Annotated in this window: 14 protein-coding genes; 7 read left to right on the top strand and 7 right to left on the bottom strand. The window is 62.9% G+C overall.

Annotation, left to right across the window (positions count from 1 at the left end; all coding sequences use genetic code 11):
* Window positions 1–439: 439 nt before the first annotated feature.
* Window positions 440–1,768 (bottom strand): ATP-binding protein, encoded by a 1,329-nt coding sequence (locus tag AC1MLZ_RS16740; protein WP_480959457.1) that lies wholly within the window; start codon window positions 1,766–1,768, stop codon window positions 440–442.
* Entirely contained in the window at window positions 1,765–2,484 is a 720-nt protein-coding gene (locus AC1MLZ_RS16745) for a response regulator (RefSeq protein ID WP_480959458.1), read from the bottom strand. The genes AC1MLZ_RS16740 and AC1MLZ_RS16745 overlap by 4 nt, the downstream gene beginning before the upstream one ends.
* Before the next feature lie 126 nt (window positions 2,485–2,610).
* On the opposite strand from AC1MLZ_RS16745, the gene AC1MLZ_RS16750 reads away from it, so the two are divergent.
* Window positions 2,611–3,444: a response regulator gene (locus AC1MLZ_RS16750; protein ID WP_480959459.1), complete on the top strand. Its 834-nt coding sequence runs from the start codon at window positions 2,611–2,613 to the stop codon at window positions 3,442–3,444.
* Window positions 3,445–3,483: 39 nt separating this feature from the next.
* Here the strand turns inward: AC1MLZ_RS16750 and AC1MLZ_RS16755 are convergent, their stop codons facing one another.
* Together AC1MLZ_RS16755 and bamA are read right to left on the bottom strand one after the other, a co-directional pair.
* Entirely contained in the window at window positions 3,484–4,053 is a 570-nt protein-coding gene (locus AC1MLZ_RS16755; RefSeq protein WP_480959460.1) for a Spy/CpxP family protein refolding chaperone, read from the bottom strand.
* A gap of 118 nt (window positions 4,054–4,171) precedes the next feature.
* A complete protein-coding gene (gene bamA, locus AC1MLZ_RS16760) occupies window positions 4,172–6,793 on the bottom strand; it encodes an outer membrane protein assembly factor BamA (protein WP_480959461.1) in 2,622 nt (873 codons plus the stop codon).
* Between the two features lie 258 nt (window positions 6,794–7,051).
* Between bamA and AC1MLZ_RS16765 the strand changes: the two genes are divergently transcribed.
* The 3 genes from AC1MLZ_RS16765 (at window position 7,052) to AC1MLZ_RS16775 (ending at window position 11,809) form a co-directional block, all read left to right on the top strand.
* Window positions 7,052–7,378, top strand: a complete 327-nt coding sequence (locus tag AC1MLZ_RS16765) for a hypothetical protein (protein ID WP_480959462.1) — start codon at window positions 7,052–7,054, stop codon at window positions 7,376–7,378.
* Window positions 7,379–7,765: 387 nt separating this feature from the next.
* Window positions 7,766–10,606 carry a TonB-dependent receptor gene (locus AC1MLZ_RS16770; protein WP_480959463.1) on the top strand — a complete coding sequence of 947 codons (2,841 nt, stop codon included), beginning with the start codon at window positions 7,766–7,768 and terminating at the stop codon, window positions 10,604–10,606.
* 450 nt (window positions 10,607–11,056) lie between these two features.
* On the top strand, window positions 11,057–11,809 hold the full coding sequence (locus AC1MLZ_RS16775; protein ID WP_480959464.1) for a hypothetical protein: 753 nt from the start codon (window positions 11,057–11,059) through the stop codon (window positions 11,807–11,809).
* Between the two features lie 18 nt (window positions 11,810–11,827).
* Here AC1MLZ_RS16775 and AC1MLZ_RS16780 read toward each other — a convergent pair whose 3' ends face one another.
* From AC1MLZ_RS16780 to AC1MLZ_RS16790, 3 genes are read right to left on the bottom strand one after another with little or no spacing between them, the layout of a single operon-like run.
* Window positions 11,828–12,715 carry an amidohydrolase family protein gene (locus AC1MLZ_RS16780; RefSeq protein ID WP_480959465.1) on the bottom strand — a complete coding sequence of 296 codons (888 nt, stop codon included), beginning with the start codon at window positions 12,713–12,715 and terminating at the stop codon, window positions 11,828–11,830.
* Window positions 12,715–13,737 carry an amidohydrolase family protein gene (locus AC1MLZ_RS16785; RefSeq protein ID WP_480959466.1) on the bottom strand — a complete coding sequence of 341 codons (1,023 nt, stop codon included), beginning with the start codon at window positions 13,735–13,737 and terminating at the stop codon, window positions 12,715–12,717. Before AC1MLZ_RS16785 ends, AC1MLZ_RS16780 begins: the two co-directional genes overlap by 1 nt.
* Window positions 13,738–13,797: 60 nt before the next feature.
* Complete coding sequence (locus AC1MLZ_RS16790; protein ID WP_480959467.1) at window positions 13,798–15,048, bottom strand: LysR family transcriptional regulator; 1,251 nt, start codon at window positions 15,046–15,048, stop codon at window positions 13,798–13,800.
* 105 nt (window positions 15,049–15,153) lie between these two features.
* Between AC1MLZ_RS16790 and AC1MLZ_RS16795 the strand changes: the two genes are divergently transcribed.
* The 3 genes from AC1MLZ_RS16795 to dctA are packed head-to-tail and all read left to right on the top strand — an operon-like array spanning window position 15,154 to window position 18,237.
* Window positions 15,154–15,825 (top strand): 4-carboxy-4-hydroxy-2-oxoadipate aldolase/oxaloacetate decarboxylase, encoded by a 672-nt coding sequence (locus AC1MLZ_RS16795; protein ID WP_480959468.1) that lies wholly within the window; start codon window positions 15,154–15,156, stop codon window positions 15,823–15,825.
* Window positions 15,818–16,888: a 4-oxalomesaconate tautomerase gene (locus AC1MLZ_RS16800; protein ID WP_480959469.1), complete on the top strand. Its 1,071-nt coding sequence runs from the start codon at window positions 15,818–15,820 to the stop codon at window positions 16,886–16,888. Before AC1MLZ_RS16795 ends, AC1MLZ_RS16800 begins: the two co-directional genes overlap by 8 nt.
* Window positions 16,889–16,920: 32 nt before the next feature.
* The gene (gene dctA / locus AC1MLZ_RS16805; protein WP_480959470.1) at window positions 16,921–18,237 is read left to right on the top strand and encodes a C4-dicarboxylate transporter DctA; all 1,317 of its coding nucleotides are present in this window, start codon (window positions 16,921–16,923) and stop codon (window positions 18,235–18,237) included.
* Window positions 18,238–18,297: the final 60 nt, after the last annotated feature.

The following is an 18,297-nucleotide window of genomic DNA, read 5'->3' on the forward strand; positions in this document are numbered from 1 at the left end:
GAGGTTCGAGTGTCTGCAGAATGTCTGACCGTTGCACTTCAGACACCATCGCGCCGAGAATAAGGACGTACGGACCCGTACTCGGAGGTCGCTGCTCAACCAGAACTCGCCGTCGGCTCTTGCGGTGCCGAGCCTGGTGGCTCCCTCGTGTGTGTCTGACAACGCCACCACCACGCACCGACGGCGGGCTTAGCTTGGGACAGAATCACCGCGGACAACTTCGCTGGGCATGCCTCTCGTGGGACAATCTAGGGGAGCATCGGCCTTGGCTACATCTCGACGCTCGACTGTACCGTCGGCCGGCATCTGCCGCGATCACGGCACCGAGACATCGCGGATCAGGTCATGCAGCGATCCGCCTGTCGGCGGTGCGGTGCCGCGCTGATGAAATCGGCAATGAGCCGGCGCTGGATTGTGTCCGGACTGCTCGGATAGAGCGTCAGCCGGGCAGGGTAACTTGCGCGAGCAATCCGCCCTCCGGCCTGTTCTCGAGCTTCACGTCGCCGCCATGCGCGCGTGCGACGGCGCGGACGCTCGCTAAGCCTAGACCGATGCCACCGGTATCGCGGCTGCGCGATCGTTCGGCGCGGAAGAATGGCTCGAACGCCTTGTCGAGATCTTGCCGGTCCAATCCGGGGCCGTTGTCGGCGACCTCGATGACTACAGCGTCTTTCACGCGGAGCAGCCGAACGTCGGCATTGCCGGCATATTTGATCGCGTTGTCAACGAGGTTGGCGAGCAGCGCCTTCAACGCCGGAACGTCACCTTCCATCGTGAGCGGCGGGCCAGCTTCCAAGACCGCAAGCTTGCCCCGATCGCTGAATTCGTCGGTGATGCTTTCCGCCAGCGAGCGAAGGTCGAGGCGCTGGCGACTGGCGTGCCGCGTCATGTCGCGCACGAACGCCATCGCCGCACCGATGCGGTGGCTCATCTCCTGGATATCCTCCTCGCTTGCGATGCGGATCGCGTCGGGTGCCTTTTCGAGGCGCAGCGACAGGCGCATGAGCGGCGTTCGCAGATCGTGCGCGATCGCGGCGATCAGCGTCGTGCGGTCCTCGACATAGCGGTTGAGACGGCTCTGCATGACGTTGAATGCATTTGCCGCCTCCGTGATCTCGGGTGGCCCGCGCACTGGTAACGGCTCGGCATGCGGATCGCGCCCGAGCCGCTCGGCTGCCGCGGCGAACAGTCCGATCGGCCTAGCCACGCGCCGCGCAAGTCCCCAGGCGATCGGTGCCGCCACCGCCATCGCGACCAGAAGCCACAGGATGATCCGCATCCGCCATGGACCAGTCGCGCCGCCTACCGGGTGGACGACGCGCCAAATTCCCGGTGCGACTGCAAGCGATACGGAGAAAGCACCGAACAGCGCGTTGTCCAGTGCGAATCGGCGGGGCGGTCCCGCCATCGGGATCGGCGGGCGAAACACCCCAACCATCATCGGTGGACCATAGCGATGTCCCTCGACGGTTACCGCCGAGGGCGGAACAGCAAGGTCCGCAGCGATTAGTCTGGCGAGCCGACGGTCGCGGTCGTCGCCACCGGACCGGGGTGCTTTGTGCGAGGTCTCCACGACGAGGAGCCCGCTCGGATCCCTGCGCGACCGCATGACGGTGGCGATCCGGTTAGTCGAGTAGATGACCGGCGTCGGCGGCGGCATCAGCAGCACGGCGGCAAAATTGAGGAGCTGAACCAGCAATACCGTCAGCAGCATCAGCGCAAAAATTCGCAGGAACAGCGGCCACGACCGCTCGCGACCGTGGATCATGCGCGCACGACGCGGGGCACGAAGAAATAGCCTTCGTTGCGGATCGTCCGAATGATCTCATCGCCGCGCGATCTGAGTTTGCGGCGTAGGCGGCTGACCTGCACGTCGATGGCGCGATCGAACGCTTCTGTATCGGGGCCACGCGCCGCCTCAAGCAGCGCGTCACGTGCGAGGACGCGGCGGGGCCGTTCGACGAAAGCGCGCAGCACCGCGAACTCGCCATCCGTCAGGTCAACCAGGGTGCCGTCGCCGTCGTGCAGTTCGTGCGCCGCGAAATCTACGCGCCAGTCAAGAAAGGTGAAGCCCCGGCTATCGAGGCCGTCGGGCGCGCAAGGATTGCGCAATGCCGCGCGTACGGTCGCCAGGATCTCACGCGGGCTGCACGGCTTGGCCAGGTAATGGCTCGCGCCGATCTCCAGTCCCAGGACTCGGTCGGGCTCGTCGCCCAACGCGCTGAGCATCACGATCGGCGGGCCGCCCCTGCTGCTCAGGCGCCGACACACGGCCAACCCGTCCTCGCCAGGCATCATCACGTCGAGCAGGATGAGCGATATGGGGTGATGTGCAAGCACCTGGTCCATTTCCTGGGCGCTGGCGGCGGTCTTCACGCGGTAGCCATGCAGGCCGAGACTCTGGGCAAGCAGGCTGCGGATGGCATGGTCGTCGTCGACGACCAGCAACGTCGTAGCGGTCGTATTGGGAATCGGGCTGATCATTTCCACGTTATATCACGTCCATGTGTTTGCGATGTTTCAGGATAGGGCAGCTTCGTCATCAAACCTTCCCGGGGACGAGCTTGGCGCGCCAGAACCGTCATTTCCGGACATATTCTGGAAAGACGCGTGACGCATGACCCTGAAATGATCAGTAATCACACCAGCATCCGCAAACCCGCCATGCCGGCTTATGGCGGCGATCAACTGAACGCCGATAGCGCGAGGATTATTGTCGTGGACGATGACCCAGGTCTGCGCGAATTATTAACCGAGTTCCTTGTTGACCATGGGCTGCGCGCGGAAGCGGTAGAAAGTGGAGCGGCGCTTCGCTCCAAGCTCAGCCAGCGGCCCTGCGACCTTGTCGTGCTGGACATGATGATGCCGGGCGAGGACGGGCTTTCCGTCCTGCGCTCCTTGACTCAGGCGGAGGACGCGCCGGGGGTTATCATGTTTTCGGCGCTTGGAAGCGAGGTCGACCGGGTCGTCGCGCTCGAACTGGGTGCTGACGACTATGTTACAAAGCCATCGAGCCCGCGGGAGATCCTGGCTAGGATTCGGTCCGTGTTGCGTCGTCGCAGCCAGCGTCATGCAGTGCCTGCCAGGGTGAGCGTGGTCTCGGGCGAACCGCCGCGCCTTGCTCAAACTGAAATATATGCGTTCGCGGGATGGACGATGAACGTCCGCATGCGAGCTCTGCATGCCCCCAACAGCGCTCTAGTTCGCCTGACAGAGGGCGAATTCCGGTTGCTCGACGCCTTGGTCACCCAACCGCAGAAGATACATTCGCGCGAGGAGATGATAGAGCAGTCGGGCAGGACCGAGAACATGACGCGCGGCCGCACGATCGACGTCAACATCAGCCGCTTGCGCCGCAAGCTGTCGTCGTTCGACGGAACCGAACTCATCCGCACGGTTCGCGGCAACGGCTATGTCTTCCTACCCGACGTTACCGCGGTGTGACTTCAAACCTAAGGCTCGCCATACACCGTAATCACTATATCAGTCGTCGTCCGGCCCTTGATGTCTGCCGTGGTCATCCGGGCCGCGCCCTCGGGGGCCGTCTAGCCCTCGCGGTCGGTCGGATATGTGGCGCAACCGCATCAATGCCTCGAAGATCTGCCGCTGCCGCGGGTCGAGCACGGCGTAAAAAGCCTTGGTCGCGTTGATCCGCTTGCGTTCAATCACGTTCCGCTCGTTCATTCGCCGTTCCTGCTCCGCAATCCGTTGCTCGAAGTCCTGCTCGGCGGACTCGTGGTCGGCGCGCATCATCGGCGCTTTTGGAGGGACGGCATCCGCCAGGAATTCGACAAGCGCTGGGCGCTGGGCAGGGTTCAGACGGAGTATCAACGCAAGATCGTCTTTGTCCCGGTCGCGCAACGGGCCGACGTCAGTCCGTGGCGGGGGCACATCGGGTTGCTGTCCTGCGTTAACCGGCGCGGCGACCGCGAGCAGGAGGAAACAGGCTATATGTTTCATGGGGCATCTCTTCTTGGCGACGCGCATAATCGCGCCGTGACGTTGATCATTCGGCGATCCGTGTGTTCCGTAGCACCGTGACCGCATCCTCATTGTGAACGCCGTAGTCCTGCCAGATTGCTCTCATATTTCCTGGATATCGCGAGGTATAAAAATACGGCCGCGGCATGGAATTCACCGGGACTATCGAGTGAGCCAATGTGGACGCAGGTTAAAACTGCCCGCCGATGTTGAAGGTGATCAGCTTGCTGTCGTCGCCCGGTGCCTTGAGCAGCGCCTTGGCGAGATCGATCCGCAAGGGCCCGAACGGCGAGGTCCAGTTGACGCCGATGCCGAGCGACAGGCGGGGGCTCGCGGTATTCCCCGAATAGGTCTCCTTATAGGTGCCGAGCGCATAGGTGTACGGCGTGCCGGTGTTGGTCGTGGTGCTGGCACCCGCGGTATCGAGGTACAACAGGTTGCCTGAGCCGTCGGTATATTGGCGCGTGCCGGCGACGCAGGCGATCGAGGCGGTGTTGGCGGCGGCGCACGTGTCGGCCAGAGTCGGCGTCTTGCCCCCGAATACCGCGCCGACGTCCATGTAGATCGACGGGCGCAGGCCGAGTTCGCGTGCGCCGGCACCCATGGGCAATTCGAGTTCGAGCCGTGCCTGATAGTAGGCGGTGCCGCCCAGCGCGGTCTGGGTGGTCGTGCTGCTGTTGTTCGACAGGGTCGCGGGGGCAGTCGTCGTGTCATAATAGGTGCGCGTCACGCGAGGGCCCACACCGCGGATGTCGAAGCCGCGCATCTGCGGATCGCCGAGATAGAATCGATCGGTAAGCCGCACGTCCTGACCGAGCCCCTTGATATAGCCCCCCTCGGCATGCGCGGAGAGAATGAAGCTGGAGCCGAGGTCCATGTACTTGGTGTAGTTCGCCGTGCTGCGGATGTATTTCGTGTCGCCGCCGAGACCCGCGAAGTCCTGGCGGACAGAGAATTTGCTGCCCTTGCTCGGGCGGGTGCGGCTGTTGGTGCTGTCGAATACCAGCGAATAGCCGATCGACGAGGTCCAGCGATTGCCTACCGCGTCGCACAGATACGTGCCGGCAATGGCGGGGTCGCAGACGCCGTTGGTGTAATAGGTGTCGGCGTCGAGCGTGACCTGGTCGTAGGACAGGCCGTAGCGCGTAGTGGCGGACCAATATTCGGTAAGCGGCACCGCAGCGCGGATCTGGAAACCGGTCGAGACCTGCTTGTATGTCGTGTCGTTGCTGTCGCCGGTGGTGCTGTACGAACTATAGTCGCGGCGGAACAGATCGCCGCCGAGCGCTATATTGGTGTCGAACAGATAGGGCTCGGTGAAGCCCAGATTCACCGATTTGGAATAACTCGAATAGCTTACGCCGGCGCGCAGTTCCTGGCCCATGCCGCGGAAATTGCGCTGCGTGATGGTCGCCGACGCGATCAGGTTTTCAAGGCTCGAATAACCCGCCGAAAGCTGCAACTCGCCGCTCGATTTCTCTTCCAGATTGGTCTCGAGCACGACGCGATCCGGCGCCGAACCGGGAATCTGCTTGATCGTCATCTTGTCCTGGAAATAGCCGAGCGAATTGATCCGGTCCTCCGACCGCTTCACTTGGAAGCTGTTGAAGGCGTCTCCCTCGGCAAGCCGGATCTCGCGCCGGACGACCTTGTCCTTGGTCTGCGTGTTGCCGTTGATCTCGATGCGCTCGACATAGGTGCGCTTGGCTTCTGCGATGTTGAAATTCACGCCCATCGTGAGCGTATCGGCGTCCTTCTGGAACTCCGGGTTCACCTCGGTGAAGGCGTAGCCGAACAGGCCTGCGGTCTGGCTCAGATTGTCGACCGAATCCTCGACGAGCTTGGCATTGTACCAGTCGCCTTTCTTCAGCGGCAGCGTGGCGGCGAGCTTCTTGCTGTCGAAGTCGCGGATCTGGCTGTCGACGCCGACGTCGCCGAATTTATAGCGTTTTCCCTCCTCGACCACATAGGTGATGATGAAGTCCTTCTTGTCGGGCGTCAGTTCGGCGACCGCGGAGGTGACGCGGAAATCGGCATAGCCCTGCGTGAGGTAGAACTGGCGAAGCTTCTGCTGATCGTAGCTCAGCCTATCCTGGTCGTAGCTAGTCGCAGACGACAACATCCGGCTCAGCCGCGCCTGCTTGGTTGCCATCTGCGCGCGAATCTGTGCGTCCGAAAACACCACGTTGCCCAGGATGTTGATCTGGCGGACCTTCGATTTCGGGCCCTCGCTGACCTCGAAGATCACGTCGACGCGGTTCTGGTCCAGCGTGACCATCTTCGGATCTATCACAGCGGCGAAGCGGCCCTGGCGGCGGTAGAGCTCGATGATCCGGGCTATGTCCTGGCGGACCGCAGTGCGCGTGAAGATTTGGCGCGGGGCGAGCTTGATCTCCTTGGTAATCTTGTCGCTTTTCAGCGCCTTGTTGCCCTCGATCAGGATGCGATTGACGATCGGGTTCTCGCGCACGCGCAGCACGATATTGCCGGTGGCGACGCCGGCGATCGAGTAGTCCGCGAACAGATCGCTGGCTTGAAGATCCTTCAGCGCCTGGTCGAGCGTCTCTGCGGTGTAGGGCGCGCCAACGCGCAGCTTGGTGTAGCTCAACACCGTCTCGGGCTCGATCCGCTGCGATCCTTCAACGCGCAGGGTCTGGATCGTGCGGCCGGCGGAGTCCGGTACCGCGACTTTCCCCGGTTGAGCCGGTTTGCCCGGGGATGCCGGTGCCGACGATGCTATTGTTACGGGTGCCGTGGCCAGTGTTCCTGCGATGGCCAAAGCCATGGAACCGGCGCCCAAATCGAAAGTCATGCGTGCGTCTCCAGGGTGAGCCGGGCGCATCGACGGGTGATGTTTCCTCCGAATGTTCCAACGTCTCGGTTCGGCGACAGGCGTGCAACATGGGGCAGTCCGTCGGACGGGATGTGTCGTCGCCACCTTGCGAGAGAAATGTCCGGGACATTCTAGCGCCTTAGGAACGGTGGCGGCAGTGGCTCATCTGCGGCGAGGCAAGTCCGCTCCAGAGCCAGCCGTCCAACTGTTCGTTTGCCCAATGTAAGGAGAAGCAACATGCGCGTCGCCATCAAGGGGGTTCCAACGTCGAACCCTATTCCTTCGCCAGCATCCCCCGCGCTGATCGACAACCCGTTCGCGCCCGAGGTTTTCGCCACCGGGCTCGCCGGGTTCGCAAACCTGAACGGCGTTATCGTCCTGACGCTCGAAAGCGCGCGCTGCGATCATACGCGCCAGCCGCCATCGGTGGACCGCGTCGTCGTCGGCCGGATCGCACTGACCAGCACGGCGGCGCAGGATCTGGTTGCCGGGCTGAACCTATTCCTCGAGCAGCAAGGGCTCAGTCCGAGCAAGGCGATCGCGAGCGGAGCGACGTTCCAATGAGGCGGGCGACGATCAAGGGCAGGGCAATCACCACGGGCTCGGCGCACGGGTATGGCACGGTCCACCGAACGTGCAGGATCACCTTCGGCGGAACAGCCGGCACCTCTCTTACCATCGCGCCACAAGGGGCGATGCGTAGCGTGAGCGGCTTGCGCAACAGGTCCGCCGCATGTGTCTCCGTCGTCATTCGCGCGGTTCGCAGTCTTGATCCTGCAACAGACTGTATCAAAGCGTGCCGTCCGTACAACACCTTTGAACGATGACGTTTTGATGACCGATTAAGGATTGTCGAACCCCGATTACGGCCGCAGATCTGAGCAGCGGACCCAATCCGTAATCGCACAAAATCGCCGCAATACATCGCATTGCGGTTCAGGGAGTATCGACATGCGTCTGGATTTTCGCAAGCGCCTTCTGGCGTCTACGCTTCTGCTTGGGGTTTCGACTCCGGTCTACGCCCAGACCGCTGAGACTGTCGCACCCACGGCCACGCCTGCGGGAACGCCGGTCGATCAGGTTACGCCCGAAGACGGCGATACGATCGTCGTGACCGGCTCACGCCTCGGCGGCGAGAGCCTGCGCCAGGCGTCGCCAATCTCGGTGGTCAGCGCCAAGGAGATCGCGCTTTCCGGCCAGATCAACGTCGAAAGCGTGCTGAAGGATCTGCCGCAGCTTATTCCGAGCACCACCGGCGCCTCGAACAATCCGGGCGGCGGCGTTGCCACCGCCGATCTGCGCGGGCTCGGCTCGACGCGGACGCTCGTGCTGGTCAACAACCGGCGCTATGTCGCGTATGACGCGAGCCAGGTCGTCGATCTCAACACGATCCCGGCGGCTCTGATCGAGCGCGTCGACATCGTCACCGGCGGCCGTTCCGCAGTGTACGGCTCCGATGCGATCGCGGGCGTCGTCAATTTCGTTTTGAAGAAGGATTTCAGCGGCGTCGAGGCGAGCGCGAATTACCGGATCAACGAGGCGGGGGATGGCGGCAACTTCAACGGCAACTTGCTGCTCGGCGGCAATTTCGAGGACGGTCGTGGCAACGCGACGATCTATTTCGATTACACCAAGCGCAACGGCATCCTCCAGTCGGCACGCGACTATTCGAGGCAGGCACTGGTCGACGACGGGGAGGGCGGGCTGATCGCCGGCGGGTCGGGCTCGATTGAGGGCACGCGGTTCGCGATCGGCGGGGTCAACCGCAAGTTCGAGACCAACGGCAGCTACAGCCCGTATAATGCGGCGACCGACGCCTATAATTACGCGCCATCGAACTATCTCCAGGTACCGCAGGAGCGGTTCCTGATGAGCGCGCAGACGCATTACGAGGTCAGCAAGGCGTTCAACGTCTATGCCGAGGGCCAGTTCATCAACAACCGCGTGAAGAACAAGCTGGCACCTACTCCGTTCACCGGAGCGGTCGCGATCGACGCCGACTCGTCGTTCCTGTCGCCCAGTTCGCAGACGTTGTTACAGGGCCTCGATACCGACGGCGACGGCTATGTCACCTCGACGATCTATCGCCGCCTGACCGAAGTCGGCGACCGTATCTCAAGCCTCGACAACACGGCCTATCGCGCGGTCCTCGGCGCAAACGGCGACATCGGCGGCGGCTGGAACTACGATGCCTTTTACAGCTATTCGCGTACCAAATCGACCGAGACGCAGAGTGGCAACGTCTCGCGCAGCCGTGTGTTGCAGGCGCTCCGCACGACCTATGACGCCAGTGGCAACCTCGTGTGCTCGGACACCAGCAACGGCTGCGTACCGCTGAACATCTACGGCGCGGGCAACATCAGTTCGGCAGCAGCGGCGTTCATCACCATCCCCGTGCAGAACACCAGCACGATCAGCGAGCAGGTCGCCAGCGCGTCGATCTCGAACCGCAACCTGTTCGATCTCGGTGCAGGCCCGGTCGGCATCGTGTTCGGCACCGAATACCGCCGCGAGCACGGCAGCTACAATCCCGACTTCTCGCTGTCGTCGGGTGATGTCGTCGGCTTCAACGCTGGCGAAGGTCTGAGCGGCGGCTACGACGTGAAGGAGGCCTATACCGAGGTCGCGGTTCCGCTGCTGGCGGATATCCCGTTCATCAAGCGTCTCGAGGTAAATGGCGCGTACCGCTACTCTTATTATTCCACCGCGGCGAAATCGGTGAACACCTATTCGGGTGGCGTCGTCTGGTCGGTGATCAACGACATCTCGCTGCGTGGTCAATACTCGCGCGCGGTGCGGGCGCCGACAGTGTCCGACCTTTATAGCGGCTCGGCGCAGGATTTCCCGGCGGCAACCGATCCCTGCACCACCGCTATCGCGCAAACGAACACCAATCTGAACGCGAGCTGCGTAGCGACCGGTGTGCCGGCCTCGTTGATCGGCACCGCCTATGATGGCGGCAGCACGCAGATCCAGACGGTCAACGGCGGCAATCCCGCGCTGCGCGAGGAAACCTCCGACACCTACACTGCCGGCATAGTCCTGCAGCCACGTTTCCTGCCAGGCTTCTCGTTCTCCGCCGATTATTACAAGATCAAGATCGCCAACTATATCTCGACGGTCGGCACGACGAACCTGATCCGCGCCTGCTACGGCGATGCGGACAATGGCTATACGCCATACGACTCAAGCTATTGCTCGTCGCTGCCGCGCGATGCCAACAGCTACGCGATCACCGACGCCGCCAACACGCTGGCGAACACCGGAGGCGTCGTCACTCGCGGCGTCGATTTCGAGGCTCGCTACGGCCTGCCGCTCGGCTTCGGTGCGTTTGGCAGCACGACCAGCAAGGTCGATTTCCGCTTCAGCGGAACGCGCCTAATCGCGTTCGACTATAACCCGCTGGCGGCAATCCCCGACCTGACGATAGATTGCGCGGGCAAGTTCGGCCAAACCTGCGGCAACCCATATGCGAAATGGCGCCTGTCGGCGCGGACGACCTACTCGACCGGCCCCGTGACCGTGTCGGTGCTGTATCGCTATCTGTCGCCCGTGAAGGACGACGACAGCGGCACCGTCTATGCCGTCGAGAAGATCAAGGCCTATAACTATTTCGATCTGACCGCCGCGTTCGAGGTGAAGCCGGGCTTCTCCTGGTCGGTCGGCGTCAACAACATGTTCAACAAGCAGCCGCCGCTCCTGGGCGACAACCAGGAGCAGGCGAACACCTATCCGTCGACCTACGACCCCTATGGTCGCGCGTTCTTCGTCAGCACGAACGTGAAGTTCTAGGCCGCCAACCATCGGAACAGGTGGCAAGATCAGCCTGTTTTTCCTTATGCCGGGGGTCGGGTCCGGCATCCATCGTGCCGCAGGATCGACGGAGCTGCCTGCGACACGATGGCCCCGGAATCAGTCGCCGTTCTACTTTCTTGAGGGGGCGCGTTCGGTCGCGAGGCGACGTATGCTTCATCACGTCGCCAGCATTGGACTGGACGGAATCGAGTGCCCTCTCAGTAAGACCTTGGCTGTCCCACCCTGGAGGTTCGCCTCAATAATGACCGTACGATTCCCATTCCTCATCGGTCCAGTCGCTTTCTGTCTCGCTAGCGCCGAGCGGTTTCTGTCCAGCCCATGTGATCCACGTGGTCTTCGCAACTCCCGGTGGATCACAAGCTACTGAAATCGCTCAACTCAATTTTCGGTTAGGCTGCAAGAACTCGAGCGCTACGGCTTCGATAAATGGCTGGGCACTATGGGCGTAAAGAAGGATTCAATGTTTTGCGCAATCTGGACTTCAGTTCTTGGCAGAGCCCTCTGGCCACGCTGTTCGGCATCATCCTGGTCACGCTACTCGGTGTGGGCATTCGACTGCTAACGCAAATGGCGTTCCAGCAACGCCGTGAGCGACTGAACCGGCAGATCAACGAGCGTCTGCGCACCTTGATCGCCGCGTACAAGGTTTTGGGAGGATCATTCACAGGCGATCTAACCGTCGACCCGGCACATAAACGGGACCTCAGAAGCTTCGCCCCTACTGTACCTGCCGAGCCGATGGCGCAGCTCGACCTCACCGCCGAGACTGCGTCGAAATCGGACCGCGCGCGGAGAATACGCGACGCGGTGGAGGCCGCACTTTCGGACATCATTCTTCTGGGAACGGAAGAGCATGTCAGACTTGCCGACAAAGCAGTTCGGGAACTGGTAACCGGGCATCCGGTGCACACCCATGATCTCGTAGTGTCGCTCCGCGATTTCGTTCGTGAGGCGCTCGATCTCGACCCCATACCTGTAGACCTCAAGATACCGATGCAGGGGCCGACACGGCCGGCGTCATCGGGAGGAGGGTCTAAAAACGCTGGCGGAAGAAGCGAGGGTGCCAAAACAGGCGGTGGCGGTGGCGGTGGCGGTGGCAGGATGGGCGCTGGAGGATCTGGGGATCCACGTATTGGAGGTATCGAGGGATCTCATACCGACCCACATCATCAGGCCTGATTTGGCCCCGCCAGCGGACTACGCCCAGTAGAGGCGCAATGGATTATCTACCAGAAGCTTCTGCTGAAGCGCGGCGTTGGTTGCGATCCGCGGTATGATGTCGACCAGCGCGCCATCGTCAGGCGCATGCGTCGTCATGTTGGGGTGGGGCCAGTCGGTACCCCACAGGACGCGGTCGGGGAACCGTTCGACGAGCGTGCGCGCGAACGGCACGACGTCGTCATACCCAGGCGGACCGACCTTCGACAGGCGCTCGGGGCAGCTTACCTTGGTCCAGACGTTTTCGTGCTCGGCCATCAGCCGGATGAAACGACCGAATTCGGGGCCGTCGACGGGTTGGGTCACGTCCGGGCGCCCCATGTGGTCGACGACGACGATCGTCGGCAATGACGTGAAGAAGTCCCACCGCTCCTTCAAATCCTCGGCCTCGAAGTAGATCACGACGTGCCAGCCGAGTGGTGCGATCCGGTCGATGATCGCGCGGTAATAGGCGTCGGGCTTTGGATCGACGAGGCGGCGGACGAAGTTGAAGCGTACACCACGCACGCCGGCGGCATGGAGCTCGGCCAGTTCCGCATCGCTTACCGTGTCGCGCACCGTTGCAACGCCGCGAGCACGGTCGCCGGCGGTCCGTAGCGCATCGACCAACGCGCTGTTGTCCGCACCGTGGCAGGTCGCCTGGACGATGACATTGCGCGCGAAGCCGAGCTGGTCGCGCAGCGCGAACAGCTGATCCTTGCCAGCATCGCACGGCGTATATTTACGTTCGGGGGCATAGGGGAACAGATCGCCCGGCCCGAACACGTGGCAATGCGCGTCGACCGCGTCCGCGGGCACCGCGAAGGCGGGTTTGCTGGGGGCGGGGTGATAGCAGATCCATGCAGGATCCATCGTGAACTCAGACATCAAAGCCCCCGCGCGGCGAGTTGAGCGTCGAGGCGCGGGTACACCCGACGGGCGTTGCCCTCGAAAACCTTGTGCTTGTCGGCATCGGAGATGGCGAGCGCATCGACATAGCGCTTGGTGTCATCAAAATACTGGCCGGTCTCGGGATCGATACCGCGCACCGCACCGACCATCTCCGATCCAAACAGTATGTTGTCGACGTCGATCACCTTGAACAGCAGATCGATGCCTGGCTGGTGATAGACGCAGGTATCGAAGAACACGTTTTTCATGACGTGCTCTACAAGAGGCGGTCGTTTCAGCATGTCGGCAAGACCACGATAGCGCCCCCAATGATAGGGTACCGCGCCACCCCCATGAGGAATGATGAAGCGCAGGTCCGGGAAATCCCGGAAAAGATCGCCTTCGAGGAACTGCATGAACGCGATCGTATCGGCCGCGATGTAGTACGCACCGGTCGCGTGCATCGCCGGGTTGCAGCTGCCCGAGACGTGGATCATCGCAGGGACGTCGAGCTCGACCATTTTCTCGAAGAACGGATACCACGCCCGATCGGTCAACGGAGGGGAATCGAACTTGCCGCCCGACGGGTCGGGATTGAGGTTGCAGCCTATGAAACCGAGGTCCGTCACGCAACGCTCGAGTTCATCGATCGAATGCGCGATTGAGATGCCGGGCGATTGCGGCAACTGGCAGACGCCGGCGAAGGTCTCGGGATACAGGTCGATGACCCGTTTGATCAGGTCGTTCGAGCGACGTGCCCAGATATGTGCGACGGCTTCGCTCCCGACGTGTGGTGCCATGGCCGAGGCGCGGGGTGAGAAGATCGTCATGTCGGCGCCGCGTTCGCGCAGCAGGCGCAGCTGGTTCGCCTCGATCGTCTTGCGGATCTCGTCATCGGATATGGCCGGGTAGGCAGGGTCGATGTCGCCGCCCGTTCCGATCGCCGCGACCTGCGCGTCTCGCCACGCATTGTGGCTTGCAGGGGCGGTTGTGTAGTGGCCGTGGCAGTCGATGATCATGGCTGCGTTCCCGGGATGACGAGGGTTGGCGATGCGCGGTATCTAGCCCGGCCAGGCCTGTCAGGCGTATCGAAACGGCCGTCCGTCCATTGCTTTTCCTGAAGTCCATTCAGCGCAGGTGGATCGGAAGATGCTCAGGAATTCGCGCTGAAGTCGGGTCGGTCGCCAGTCCTCGCGGGTCGTCATCCCGATCTGCCGACGAAGCGAAGAGCCCGCCCCGGCGATCTCGCACAGCAGCCCGGCCCGCTCCTCGAGCAGGAACTGGTCGCGTGACATGAGCGTCAGCCAATCGTCCTCCAGCATGAGCCCTCGGACCACCATCACGGACCCGCACTCGATCCGCGGTCGTGGCGGTTCGAGGCCCTGTTCCTTGAACATCTGTTCCCACCGCCGTCGTACGGGAGCCCCGGGCGCAGCGATCACCCACGGGAAATCCAATAGGCATGGGAAGGCGAAGCCCGGTTCGCTAAGCAGAGGGTGTCCTTTGCGTCCCACAATGACGGGGTCGTCGTCGAACAAGGGTTCCTGCATGACGTCGGCCACGGGTAGGGGGTCGCGCATCGCCCCGACCACCACGTCGATCGCGCCTTCTCGTAGCGCGGAGAGCACTTCGACATAGGCCCCTTCCACGACATTGACGGAGGCTACCGGGTAGACGCGGGCGAACCGCGCAAGCGCCTGCGGAAGCAGGATTGCACGCGCCAACGGCATGACCCCGACCGTTATCCTCCCCGCGCCTTCCGAATGCAGTGCCGTCAGCTCGTCGAACCCCGATTCCAGTTCTGCTTGTGCCAATCGAGCAAACCTCAGCAACCGTACTGCGGCTGCGGTTGGTTGGACCGTTCGTCCCTGCCTGGCGAGGAGTGGAACCTCCAGCAGCTGTTCAAGATCGCGCGCTGCACGGTGAACGGCGGGCTCGGACAATCCCGTCTGTCTGGCTGCCAGCGCGAAGCTACCCGCACGATCGACCGCCATGAGGGCGAGCAACTGGCCAAGCGTGATGCGCCGTTCGACGTTCGGCAAGGGTGGCAAACGTGCACCCCGCCGCACGCTCCGCCCGCCTCGTGCGACGTAAGCCAGGGCATGCTCGATCCGGCTCGTCATCAGCCGTCCTGCTTCCGTCAGGACGACCCCACCCGGTTGTCGGTCCAGGAGCCTGTGCCCGAGCACGGCCTCGACCTTGGCGACGGCCTGGGTCAGCGCAGGCTGTGACAGGTTCATCGATTGCGAGGCTGCGCTAATGCTTCCCAGGCGCGCCGCAGTGGCGACCGCATCGAGATGGCGCAAATTGAGATCGCGAAGAGTAGGCATGGCTGGGACCTCAGCACAGCTTATGCCTCGTGCGCAAATCTGTTTTGCTTTGAAAGCGTCGAGCGCTCCTAGAGGGAGCAACGAGAACAGGATCGAGGATCAGAGATGCCCAGCGTCATCACCACCATCGCACGCGCCGATCCGGCCGTCATCGACGGTCTCGCCAAGGTCGGCGTCGCCACCGTCCATGAGGCGCAGGGCCGGATCGGGTTGCTCGCCAGCCGCCTTCGGCCGATCTACACCGGCGCGCGTATCGCTGGATCGGCAGTCACAGTGTCGATCCCGCCGGGCGACAACTGGATGATGCACGTCGCCATTGAACAAGTGAAACAGGGTGACATTCTGGTGGTCGCGCCGACATCGCCTTGCGAGGACGGCTATTTCGGCGATCTGCTCGCGACCTCCGCGATCGCGCGCGGCTGTCGCGGTCTCGTCATCGATGCGGGGGTTCGCGACGTGCGCGACCTGACCGAAATGCAGTTCCCGGTCTGGTCGAAGGCGATCTTCGCGCAAGGCACGGTCAAGGAAACGCTGGGTTCGGTAAACGTGTCCCTGGTCTGTGCCGGCGAACGGATCGAGCCGGGCGACGTGATCGTGGCCGACGACGACGGTGTCTGCGTCGTGCGCCGCGAGAACGCGGCAGTCGTGCTTGCGGAGGCGCAGGCTCGCGAAGCGCGTGAGACGGAGAAGCGTGACCGAATGGCCAACGGCGAACTCGGCCTGGACATCTATGCGATGCGCGAGCGGCTCGCCGTCAAGGGACTGAAATATGTCTGAGCAACCGAACGCCGGCGGCGTCCGCGCGATGTGGATGCGCGGGGGCACGTCCAAGGGCGGGTTCTTCCTCGCGGACGATCTGCCGGTAGATCCTAAGGCTCGCGACGCGTTCCTGTTGCGGGCTATGGGTTCCCCCGATCCGCGCCAGATCGACGGGATGGGCGGCGCCGATCCGCTGACCTCGAAGGTCGCAGTCGTCTCGCGTTCGACCGAGGTCGGCGCCGACGTCGACTATCTGTTCCTGCAGGTTTTCGTCGATCAGGCGATTGTCAGCGACGCGCAGAATTGCGGCAACATGCTCGCCGGGGTCGGTCCATTCGCGATCGAACGCGGGCTCGTTGCCGCGCAGGACGGTGAGACCCGTGTGTCGATCTTCATGGTCAACACCGGGAAGCTCGCCACGGCGACCGTGCAGACCCCACGCGGCGTCGTCACCTACCAGGGCGATGCGCGGATCGACGGGGTTCCCGGCACGGCTGCACCTGTCCCGCTTGCCTTCGCCGACATTGCCGGCTCGAGCTGCGGGGCGCTGCTGCCGACCGGCAACGCAGTCGATGTCGTCGATGGCGTCGACGTGACACTGATCGACGACGGCATGCCCTGCGTCGTGCTGCGCGCGGCCGATGTCGGTATCACCGGCTACGAAGACCGGGCGACGCTCGATGCTGACGAGACACTGAAGGCGCGGATCGAGGCGATCCGATTGAAGGCGGGGCCGCTAATGAACCTCGGCGACGTCACCGAACAGTCAGTGCCTAAACTGATGCTGGTTGCCGCGCCCCGTAACGGCGGCTCGATCAGCGTGCGCTCGTTCATTCCGCATCGCTGCCACGCCTCGATCGGCGTGCTCGGCGCGGTCAGTGTCGCCACCGCCTGCTTGATCGAAGGGTCGCCCGCGCATGATCTTGCGGTCGTGCCTGACGGGCAGTCGAAGTCGCTCGACGTCGAGCATCCCAGCGGGGCGACCGGCTGCGTGATCGATCTGGACGAGAACGGCAACGTCATCGGTGCGGCCATGCTCCGCACTGCCCGCAAGCTATTCGACGGCACTCTATTCGGCTGAGACCGCCGACACGTCACAACGAAAGAAAAACGATGACGGACCTAGGAGAGACTACCAAGAAAGCGAGCCGCTTCGGCATAGTCGGCCAGCTCTGGTTCCAGGTGCTGGCGGGAACGGTGCTCGGCATCCTGCTCGGTCATTTCGCGCCTGCGACCGGCGTGGCGATGAAGCCTTTCGGCGACGCGTTCATCAAGCTCATTCGCATGATGATCGGGCCGGTGATCTTCGTCACCGTCGTCCACGGGATCGCCGGCATGAACGACATGAAGAGCGTCGGCCGCGTCGCGCTGAAATCGATCCTGTATTTCGAGGCGGTGACGATCCTCGCGCTGATCTTCGGACTGGTGATGGTCGATCTCTGGCAGCCGGGCGCGGGCATGAACATCGACGTCGCGGCGATCGATACCGCCTCGATCAAGACCTATGTCGCGACCGCGCACGACCAGTCGATCACCGGCTATTTCATGGGGATCATTCCCGATACCTTCGCCAGCGCGCTGACCGAAGGCCATGTCCTGCAGGTACTGTTCGTCTCGGTGCTGTTCGGCATCGCGATTGCGGCGATCGGCGAGCGCGGCAAGCCCGTCTACACGCTGATCGACAGCGCCTCGCAAGCGTTCTTCCGGATCATCGGCTATATCATGTACTTCGCGCCGCTCGGGGCGTTCGGCGCGATTGCCTTCACGGTCGGCCAGTTCGGCACGGCTTCGCTCTGGTCGCTGGGCGAACTGATCATCGAGTTCTTCGTGGTCTGCGGCCTGTTCACCGCGGTCGTGCTGGGCGGGATCGCGCACTGGTGCGGGGTTAGCCTGTGGCGGCTGCTCGGCTATCTGTGGGACGAGATCGTCATCGTCGCTGCTACCACCTCGACCGAAACCGTGCTGCCACGCCTCATCCAGAAGATGCGCAAGGTCGGCTGCGAGGAGAGCGTGGTCGGCTTCGTCATCCCGGCGGGCTATTCGTTCAACCTCGACGGCACCTGCCTGTACCTGACCACGGTCGCGGTGTTCCTCGCGCAGGCGACCAACACGCACCTGACGCTGTGGCACGAACTCGGACTGATCGCGGTACTGTTGCTGACGTCCAAGGGTGCGGCGGGCGTCGCCGGCGCGGCGTTCGTGGTCCTCGCAGCGACGCTCAACACGACGGGCACGATCCCGGTTGCCAGCATCGCGCTCATCCTCGGGATCCACCGTATCCTCGCTGAGGGTCTGACGTTCGTGAACCTCATCGGCAACGCGCTTGCCACCGTCGTGATCGCCAAGTGGGAAGGTAAGCTCGACGAACGCACGCTCGCGGCGACGATCGGCAATGCGCGGCTGCGGGCGAAGTACCCGGTAGCAACCTGAGAGCACGCGGCGATCGCCTAGAGCGATCGCCGCCACAGTCACCGTCTTACGATAACAGCC

Source organism: Sphingomonas sp. PEI4 (assembly GCF_056679955.1).